This window comes from Nocardia sp. NPDC003345, assembly GCF_053589395.1.
In genome coordinates, this window is sequence record NZ_JBSFRU010000263.1 from 1 (window position 1) to 9413 (window position 9413).

General features: G+C 67.1%; 8 protein-coding genes and 1 pseudogene. 4 read left to right on the plus strand and 5 right to left on the minus strand.

The annotated features are described in order from the left end of the window. Together ACWDU1_RS23985 and ACWDU1_RS23990 are read right to left on the minus strand one after the other, a co-directional pair. Positions 1–1077, minus strand: a 1077-nt coding sequence (locus ACWDU1_RS23985; protein ID WP_450001727.1) for a D-alanine--D-alanine ligase family protein, incomplete at its 3' end; no start/stop codon positions are given. Between the two features lie 56 nt (positions 1078–1133). Beyond that, positions 1134–2129, minus strand: coding sequence for an NAD(P)H-dependent glycerol-3-phosphate dehydrogenase (locus ACWDU1_RS23990; RefSeq protein WP_450001729.1), 996 nt, complete (start codon positions 2127–2129; stop codon positions 1134–1136). Positions 2130–2159: 30 nt separating this feature from the next. On the opposite strand from ACWDU1_RS23990, the gene cofC reads away from it, so the two are divergent. From cofC to ACWDU1_RS24005, 3 genes are all read left to right on the plus strand, one after another. Further along, entirely contained in the window at positions 2160–2840 is a 681-nt protein-coding gene (cofC, locus tag ACWDU1_RS23995) for a 2-phospho-L-lactate guanylyltransferase (protein WP_450001731.1), read from the plus strand. Positions 2841–2910: 70 nt separating this feature from the next. Beyond that, positions 2911–5103 carry an RNA degradosome polyphosphate kinase gene (locus ACWDU1_RS24000; RefSeq protein WP_450001733.1) on the plus strand — a complete coding sequence of 731 codons (2193 nt, stop codon included), beginning with the start codon at positions 2911–2913 and terminating at the stop codon, positions 5101–5103. Beyond that, the gene (locus tag ACWDU1_RS24005; RefSeq protein ID WP_450001735.1) at positions 5100–6068 is read left to right on the plus strand and encodes an NUDIX hydrolase; all 969 of its coding nucleotides are present in this window, start codon (positions 5100–5102) and stop codon (positions 6066–6068) included. Before ACWDU1_RS24000 ends, ACWDU1_RS24005 begins: the two co-directional genes overlap by 4 nt. 195 nt (positions 6069–6263) lie before the next feature. Here the strand turns inward: ACWDU1_RS24005 and ACWDU1_RS24010 are convergent, their stop codons facing one another. The 3 genes from ACWDU1_RS24010 to leuC all read right to left on the minus strand — a co-directional run bounded on the left by ACWDU1_RS24010 (position 6264) and on the right by leuC (position 9138). Continuing rightward, positions 6264–6905, minus strand: a complete 642-nt coding sequence (locus tag ACWDU1_RS24010; protein WP_450001737.1) for an HU family DNA-binding protein — start codon at positions 6903–6905, stop codon at positions 6264–6266. A gap of 156 nt (positions 6906–7061) precedes the next feature. Further along, entirely contained in the window at positions 7062–7670 is a 609-nt protein-coding gene (gene leuD, locus ACWDU1_RS24015) for a 3-isopropylmalate dehydratase small subunit (protein WP_450001741.1), read from the minus strand. Between the two features lie 52 nt (positions 7671–7722). After that, positions 7723–9138 (minus strand): 3-isopropylmalate dehydratase large subunit, encoded by a 1416-nt coding sequence (leuC, locus tag ACWDU1_RS24020; RefSeq protein WP_450001739.1) that lies wholly within the window; start codon positions 9136–9138, stop codon positions 7723–7725. Positions 9139–9283: 145 nt separating this feature from the next. On the opposite strand from leuC, the pseudogene ACWDU1_RS24025 reads away from it, so the two are divergent. Then, a pseudogene (locus tag ACWDU1_RS24025) lies at positions 9284–9376 on the plus strand (IclR family transcriptional regulator); the annotation flags it as partial. Between the last annotated feature and the right edge of the window lie 37 nt (positions 9377–9413).

The window sequence follows — 9413 nt, forward strand, 5'->3', positions numbered from 1 at the left end:
ATCGATCAGTGTGGTGAGCAGTTCGCTGTAGGTGATCCCGGTGTGCTCCCACATCCGCGGGTACATGGAGATCGGCGTGAACCCGGGCATCGTGTTGATCTCGTTGATCACCGGCCCGTCCGCGGTGACGAAGAAATCCACCCGGGCCAGCCCCTGGCAGTCCAGGGCGCGGAACGCGCGGACCGCCATCGCCCGCACCTCGTCGGCGATATCGTCGTCCAGTTTGGCCGGGACATCGAATTCACAGACATCGTCGAGGTACTTGGTGTCGAAATCGTAGAAGGCGGGCCCCTGATCCGGCCCGGCGTCCGCCGCTTCCTCGGGCATCTTGATCTCGGCGAGCACACTGGACTCCACCCGGCCGTCCGGGAACTCCAGCACCCCGCATTCGACCTCGCGGCCGACGATCGCCGCCTCCACGATCACCTTGGGATCGTGCTCGCGAGCGGTGGCCAGCGCGGCGTCCAGATCGGCCCAGTCGGTGACCTTGGTGATTCCGATGGACGATCCGCCGCGCGCCGGTTTCACGAAGACCGGCAGATCCAGCCGCTGCCGGTCCCGCGGCGACAGGGTCGCGGTGCCGGGCCGCAGCACCACCTGGGTGCCCACCGGCAAACCCTCGGCGGCGAGCAGTTTCTTGGTGAATTCCTTGTCCATCCCGGCCGCGCTGGCCAGCACGCCCGGCCCCACGTACGGGACGCCCGCCAGCTCCAGCATGCCCTGCACGGTGCCGTCCTCGCCGAAGGCGCCGTGCAGCACCGGGAAGACCAGGTCGACGGTGCCGAGCGCGGTCCGCGGATCATCGAGCGGGACCAGTGTTCCGGGACGGCTGGGATCGGCCGCCAGCACCAGTTCGGGGCCACCGCCGGTCACCTCCGGCAGCGTCCGGTCGTGGCGGGCCAGGGCGGCGGTGTCCGCCCCGGCCAGGACCCAGGTGCCCGCGGGGGTGATTCCGATCGGGACCGCTTCGTAGCGCTGCGGATCGAGATTGCGCAGCACCGCGCCGGCCGATACGCACGACACCCGGTGTTCGTTGCTGCGCCCGCCGAAAACCACGGCAACCCTGATCCGATCCATGCCCGAACGGTACCCTGCCGCGGCCACCGGCAACCCTCGCGCACCGCCGGTCGGCGCTATTCGGATTTGATCCGGCGTCCCAGCAGCATCTCCACCGCCGACTGCACTGCCAACCCCTCGTGACACACCCCGTGCACCGCCTCGGTGAGCGGCATCTCCACCCCGTGCGCGGCGGCCAGCGCCCGCACCGAGGCGCAGGATTTCACGCCCTCGGCGACCTGCCCGTGCGTGGCCTCCTGCGCCGCCTGCATGGACCCGCCGCTGCCGAGCACCTGCCCGAAGGAGCGGTTACGCGAGAGCGGAGAGGTGCAGGTGGCGATGAGATCGCCGATACCGGCCAGGCCGGCCAGCGTCACCGGTTCCGCGCCCAGTGCGACGCCGAGCCGGATGATCTCGGCCAGCCCCCGGGTCATCAGGCCGGCCAGCGAATTGTCGCCGTATCCCATGCCCGAGGCGATCCCGCAGGCGAGGGCGATGACGTTCTTGCAGGCTCCGCCGATTTCGCAACCGATCACATCGGTATTGGTGTAGGGACGGAAGTACCCGGTGACACAGGCCTGCTGTACCGCCACCGCCCGGGCGGCGTCCGGACAGCCCACCACGGTGGCGGCGGGTTGCCCGGCCGCGATCTCCTTGGCGAGGTTGGGACCCGACAGCACCGCGATCCGGCTCGGATCCGCGCCGCTGACCTCGGCGATGACCTCGCTCATCCGCAGCAGCGTCCCGCTTTCGATGCCCTTGGCCAGGCTGAGCAGGGTTGCCTCGGCACCGATGGCCGGGGACCACAGTTTCAGATTCGCGCGCAGCGATTGCGACGGCACCGCGAGCACCACGATATCGGCGCCGTCCAGGGCGCGCGCGTGATCATCGGTGGCGGAAACCGGCGGGAGCTGTACACCGGGCAGGTAGTACGGGTTCCGGTGGTCGGTCGCCAGCGCTTCGGCGACCTCGGGCCGGCGGGCCCAGATCGTGACATCGGTTCCCGCGTCCGCCAACACCTTCGCGAACGCCGTGCCCCACGATCCCGCACCCAGTACCGCCGCCCTCGTCATCAGCCCAATATGCCATGACAGGATGGGGCCATGTGCCCGCACACCGTGCACGCCGTCATCGCGGTGAAAACCCTGGAGAGCGCCAAGAGCAGACTGGCCGGGGTGCTGACCCGTGAGCAACGGTCCCGGCTGGTGCTGGCGATGCTGGCCGATACCGTCCGGGCGGCCGGCGCGGTACCGGCGATCGCCTCGATCACCGTGGTCACCCCCGACGCCGCGGTCGCCGAAACAGCGCGCGCGCTCGCCGCGCGGATCCATCCCGAACCCGCCGCCGGCGGCGAGGACGGCCTCAATACGGCGCTCGCCGATGCGGCGGCCGCGCTGCGGGCCCGGTACGGCGCGACCGGTTTGCTGGCCTTGCAGGCCGATCTTCCCGCCCTGCGCCCGGCGGAACTGGCGGCCGTCCTGGCCGCGGCGCCCACCGGTACCCGGGCCCTGGTCGCCGATCACGCCGGCACCGGCACCGCGGCACTGCTGGCGCCGGCAGGGGTCGCGCTGCGACCGCGGTTCGGCCGTGATTCCGCTCACCGGCACCGCTGCGACGGTGCCCGGGAACTGCAGGGCCACTGGCCGGGCCTGCGCCGCGATATCGACACTCCCGACGATCTGGCGGCCGTTTCGGCGCTGGGTCCCGGCCGCGATACCGCCGCTCTCCTGGGCGAACCGGGCTGGCCACATCACGTTCGGGAAGCGGTCACCCAGGTGTGCTAGCCGGTCGCCACCGCGTGAACTCGAGATAACAGTCACCTCGCGTATATGCACACCCACCGGTTCGTAGGGAATGATCGTAGGCGTGAGCGATACGGAAATCTTCAAGCAGCAACAGGTGCTACCCACCCCGCCTCCGGCCGCCACCCAGATCCCCCTCGGCGGCGACGCACCGCGTTTGCCGGCCGATCGCTACCTGAACCGGGAATTGAGCTGGCTCGATTTCAACGCCCGGGTTCTCGCCCTCGCCGAGGACAGTTCGCTGCCGTTGCTGGAGCGCGCGAAATTCCTCGCCATCTTCGCGTCGAATCTCGACGAGTTCTACATGGTCCGGGTGGCCGGGCTCAAACGCCGCGCCGAAACCGGGCTTTCGGTCCGCTCCGCCGACGGTCTCTCCCCGACCGAGCAACTCGGGATGATCGCGGCCCGCACCCAGGATCTCGCCGTCCGCCACGCCGAGGTCTTCCTCGACGAGGTGCTGCCCGCGCTCACCGGCGAGGGGATCGAGATCATCGACTGGGCCGACCTGCACGACGCCGAACGGCAGCGGCTGTCCGCGCATTTCCAGGACCAGGTGTTCCCGGTGCTCACACCCCTGGCCGTGGATCCCGCCCACCCCTTCCCCTACATCAGCGGCCTGAGCCTGAATCTCGCGGTGACCGTCCAGGACGAGACCACCGGTGGTGAACATTTCGCCCGGGTGAAGGTTCCCGACAATGTGGACCGGTTCGTCCGGGTGCGCCGCCCGAATTCCGGGACCGGAGGCTCGATCGCGGCGTTCCTGCCCATGGAAGCCCTGATCGCCGCGCATCTGGATCAGCTGTTCCCCGGGATGACCGTGGTGGAGCACCATTCGTTCCGGATCACCCGCAACGCCGATTTCGAGGTCGACGAGGACCGCGACGAGGATCTGCTGCAGGCCCTCGAACGCGAACTCGCGCGGCGCCGCTTCGGTTCGCCGGTACGGCTCGAGGTCTCCGACGATATGACCGAACACATGCTCGACCTGCTGCTGCGCGAACTCGAAGTGGACCCGGGCGATGTGATCCAGGTGCCCGGCCTGCTCGACCTGTCGTGCCTGTGGCAGGTGTACGGGGTGGACCGCCCGAATCTGAAGGACGCCCCCTACGTTCCGGCGACTCCGCCCGCGTTCGGCGAACGCGAGACACCGCGCAATGTGTTCGCGGCGTTGCGGGAGGGCGATGTGCTGGTGCACCACCCCTACGATTCGTTCTCCACCAGCGTGCAGCGGTTCATCGAGCAGGCCGCGGCCGATCCCCAGGTGCTGGCCATCAAACAGACCCTGTACCGCACCTCCGGCGATTCACCGATCGTCAACGCCCTCATCGACGCGGCCGAGGCCGGTAAACAGGTGGTGGCGCTGGTCGAGATCAAGGCCCGGTTCGACGAGCAGGCCAACATCAAATGGGCCCGCACCCTGGAACAGGCGGGCGTGCACGTCGTCTACGGGCTGGTGGGGCTGAAAACCCACTGCAAGACCTGCCTGGTGGTGCGCCGCGAGGGCTCGACCATCCGGCGGTACTGCCATATCGGCACCGGCAACTACAACCCGAAAACGGCCCGGCTCTACGAGGACGTCGGCCTGCTGACCGCCGCACCGGAGATCGGCGCGGATCTCACCGATCTGTTCAATTCGCTCACCGGCTATTCCCGCAAGTCCGACTACCGCAATATCCTCGTCGCCCCGCACGGAATCCGGGCCGGGATCATTTCGCGTATCGACAAGGAAATCGAACTGGCGCGCTCGGGCGCGGAGGCCGGGATCCGGTTGAAGGCCAACGCGCTCGTGGACGAACAGGTGATCGACGCCCTGTATCGCGCGTCGCAGGCGGGCGTGCCGGTACGAATTGTGGTGCGCAGTATCTGCGGGCTGCGCGCCGGAGTGGAAGGGATGAGCGAGAACATCGAGGTGCGCTCCATCCTCGGCCGGGTGCTGGAGCATTCCCGCGTCCTGAACTTCCGGGCGCAGGGCGAGTTCTGGATCGGCAGCGCCGATATGATGCACCGCAATCTGGATCGCCGCGTCGAGGTGATGGCCCAGGTGAAGGATCCCAGGCTGTGCGAGCAGCTGGACGGGATCTTCGAATCCGCGCTGCATCCGATGACCCGCTGCTGGGTGCTGGACGCGGACGGCAACTGGAAATCCAGCCCCGATCAGGCCGGTACCGGGCCGGACGGCAACGGGATCGAGGTCCGCGACCATCAGGTCGCGCTGATGCGACTACGCCGCCCGGGTCAGCAGTGAACAAGGTCCATACCCCGCCGTCGTACCCAGATCCCCGCACCGCGGCCAATATCTATGCGGCCGGCACCGTCCTGTGGCGGCATTCGCCGGTATCGGCCGGCGGTATCGATATCGCGGTGATTCGGCGGCCCAAGTATCAGGATTGGTCGCTGCCGAAGGGAAAGCTCGACCCCGGTGAGACTCCGGTGCTGGCCGCGGCCCGCGAAACCGAGGAGGAAACCGGTTTGCGGTCACGGCTGGGCCGCTATCTGGGCAAGGTCACCTATCCGATCACCGGGCACCGCAAGATGAAACGGGTCGATTATTGGGCCGCGGAGGTCCTCGGTGGGGAATTCACCGCCAACCACGAAGTCGACGCGCTCACCTGGTGCCCGCTGGATACGGTGATGGGCGCGTTGTCGTATCCGATGGACCGCCGGATCGTGCGGGCTTTCACCCGGCTACCGCCGGATACCCGGACCGCGCTGCTGGTCCGGCACGCTAAGGCGGGCCGCCGTGATCGTTTCAAGGGACCCGACGACCAGCGTCCGCTCGAGCTGGCCGGATATCAGCAGGCTTTGGCCCTGGTCCCGAATCTGCAAGCGTTCGGCGTCGGTGAGATCTACTCCGCCGACCCGCTGCGCTGCGTACAGACGGTGACCCCGTTGGCCGAAGAACTCGGGGTGGAGGTGGCGGTGGAGCCGCTACTCGGGGATATCGGCTATGCCGCGGAGCCGGATGCGGCGCGCGAGCGGATCCGTTCGCTGGCGCTGTCGGCGCGGAAGGTGCCCGTGTTCTGCAGTCAGGGCGACGCTCTGCCCGATCTGGTCCACTGGTGGGCCGAACGCGACGGAATGCGTCTATCGCCCGCGCGAACCCGGAAGGGTTCGGTCTGGGTGCTCTCGTTCGCGGGCGAACGCCTCGTGGCGGCCGATCATCTCGACCGATCGTTATCGGTCGATACCGCGCCCGCGGTGACTCCGTAGCGGAAAATTCCGGTTCGGGCCGCGTACGACCCTGCTGAAGACACGGTCACGCCCCCGGGGATCTCCCGGGGGCTTGTCCGTCCGGCGTTTCGGTTGTCGGTTGTCGTGTGCCGCCGGGCCCAGATGGGGCCCGACCCACTCGGCGACCAGCACCGTGCGCTGGTCGGAAAGCCGTCTATGGCTCCGGCTCGCGGGTCAGCGAGCCCTTTTCGCGGTCGTCTTCTTGGCCGGGGTCCGCTTGGCGGTGGTGGCCTTCTTGGCCGCCGTGGTCTTCTTGGCGGTGGCCTTGGCGGTGGTTTTCTTCGCCGTGGCCTTGGCGGTGACCTTCTTGGCCGTGGTCTTCTTGGCCGTGGCCTTCTTGGTCGCCGCCTTCTTCGCGGCGGTGCTCTTGGCCGGTGCCTTCGTGGCCGTCTTACGGGCCGTCGATTTGGCGGGGGCCTTGGTGGCGGTCTTCTTGGCAGTGGTTTTCTTTGCCGTTGTCTTCTTCGCCGTGGATTTCTTGGCCGCCACAGGAGCATTGACACCGCGTTTCACCGCGGGGCCGGTCGCCGCGAGCTTCTGTTTACCCGCGATAACCGCCTTGAACTGTGCGCCGGGCCGGAACGCCGGCACCGAAGTGGGCTTCACCTTGACGGTTTCCCCGGTACGCGGATTCCGCGCCACCCGGGCAGCCCTCTTACGCTGTTCGAAGACACCGAATCCGGTGATGGTGACGCTCTGCCCTTTGTGTACCGCACGCACGATCGTATCGACCACATGCTCGACTGCCGCGGTGGCCGTGCGCCTGTCAGTACCCAACTTTTCGGTCAGAACGTCGATCAGTTCCGCCTTGTTCATTGAATCCTCCGCAGACTAATGGCCCGTCGTCGGACCGACTAGGTACCACGGTAAACCCACATTGGGCAAGAGTCTATGTGCCACGCCAAAATTCATGTGGTCTAGCACACGCCCAGCTACCACGACATCTGAGCGGCCTCTAAGAGGCCGAGAACATTACGCCTGCGAAATAGGTTCGGGCAGGGTCTTTGGTTTCCAACCTGGCCTTGCCTTTTCGAACTCGGCGATCACATCACTACGCCGGAGTGTCAGGCCGATGTCGTCCAAACCCTCCAGGAGGCGCCACCTCGTGTAGTCGTCAATATCGAACGGCAACACGATGGTTCCTGCCGTCACCGTGCGCGCCTCGAGGTCCACAACCAATTCCAGTCCGGGCTGTTCCTCGAGCAACTTCCAGAGCATTTCGACATCATTCTGTGACATTCGCGCGGCCACCAGACCACCCTTGCCCGCATTACCGCGGAAGATGTCGGCGAAACGTGAAGAGATAACTACCCGAAAGCCATAGTCCATGAGCGCCCAGACGGCGTGCTCACGCGATGATCCGGTACCGAAATCCGGACCCGCCACCAGCACTGTGCCGTGCTTGTAGGGCTCGGTGTTCAGAATGAAGTCGTCGTCACCGCGCCAGGCCGCGAACAGCCCGTCTTCGAATCCCGTGCGAGTGACGCGCTTCAGATAGACGGCGGGGATGATCTGGTCGGTATCGACATTGGACCGGCGCAACGGGACGCCGATCCCCTTGTGCACTCGGAAGGCTTCCATCATATTTCTCCTGTTTCGGCTATAAGTACGTTTTCGGAATGCGACCGGGGGCTCAGTTGAGATCGGCGGGCGCCGAGAGCGTGCCCCGGACGGCGGTCGCGGCGGCCACGAGCGGCGACACCAGATGGGTGCGGCCGCCTTTGCCCTGCCGGCCCTCGAAATTCCGGTTGGAGGTGGACGCGCAGCGCTGGCCCGGCTCCAGCTGATCCGGGTTCATCCCCAGGCACATCGAGCATCCGGCCTGCCGCCATTCGGCGCCGGCGGCGGTGAAGATCTCGCCGAGCCCCTCTTCCTCCGCCTGGGCCCGCACCCGCATGGACCCCGGCACCACCAGCATCCGCACCCCGTCGGCGACCTTGCGGCCCTTCAGGACCCCGGCCACTGCCCGCAGATCCTCGATGCGGCCGTTGGTGCAGGATCCGACGAACACCGTGTCCACCACGACCTCCCGCAGTGGTGTCCCCGGGGTCAGATCCATGTACCGCAGCGCCTTCTCGGCGGCGTCACGGGCGGTTTCGTCGGCGATCTGCGCCGGATCCGGAATGTTCTCGCCCAGCGGCAGACCCTGGCCCGGATTGGTACCCCAGGTGACGAACGGCGTCAGCGCGCTCGCGTCGATATGCACTTCCCGGTCGAAAACGGCGCCCTCGTCGGTCTTCAGCGCGTCCCATGCCCGCACCGCGGCGTCCCAGTCCGCGCCCTGCGGAGCGTGTGGACGGCCTTTCAGGAACTCGTAGGTGGTTTCGTCCGGCGCGATCATTCCGGCCCGGGCACCGGCTTCGATGGACATATTGCAGATCGTCATCCGCGCTTCCATGGACATATTGCGAATGGCCTCACCGCGATACTCGAGCACATAGCCCTGGCCGCCGCCGGTGCCGATTTCGGCGATCACCGCCAGAATCAGGTCCTTGCTCGTCACTCCGGGCGCCAGCGCACCGTCCACGGTGATCGCCATCGTCTTGAACGGCCGCAGTGACAGTGTCTGGGTGGCCAGCACATGTTCGACCTCGCTGGTGCCGATTCCCATGGCCAGCGCGCCGAACGCGCCGTGTGTGGAGGTATGACTGTCCCCGCACACCACGGTGGTGCCGGGCTGGGTCAGCCCCAGCTGCGGCCCGACCACGTGCACGATGCCCTGTTCGAGATCGCCCATCGGATGCAGCCGGATGCCGAATTCCGCGCAATTGCGGCGCAGCGTCTCCACCTGGGTGCGCGAAACCGGGTCCGCGATCGGTTTGTCGATATCGACCGTGGGGACGTTGTGATCCTCGGTCGCGATGGTGAGGTCCGGACGGCGCACCGGCCGCCCGGCCGCACGCAGACCGTCGAACGCCTGTGGGCTGGTGACCTCGTGCACCAGATGCAGATCGATGTAGATCAGATCGGGTTCGCGCGCCTCGCCTTCACCTTCACCGCGGGCGACGACATGCTCTTCCCATACTTTCTCGGCCATCGTACGTGGCATTTTGCGATCACCTTTCGGGCCCGGCATCCGCTCCGGGGGATCCCCACACGGATACGCAATAGCTGGAATCAGGCGCCCGCACTCCAGGACGTCACCTGGGCTGTTCGGAATAGCATCTCAGAATGCGGAACGCTAATATCGTTGTATGAGACAGCATAGCGGTATCGGCGTCCTGGACAAAGCGGTGGCAGTGTTGTACGCGGTCGCCGAACGGCCCTGCGGTCTCAACGAGCTCTGCTAGCGCACCGGCCTGCCCCGCGCCACCGCGCACCGGC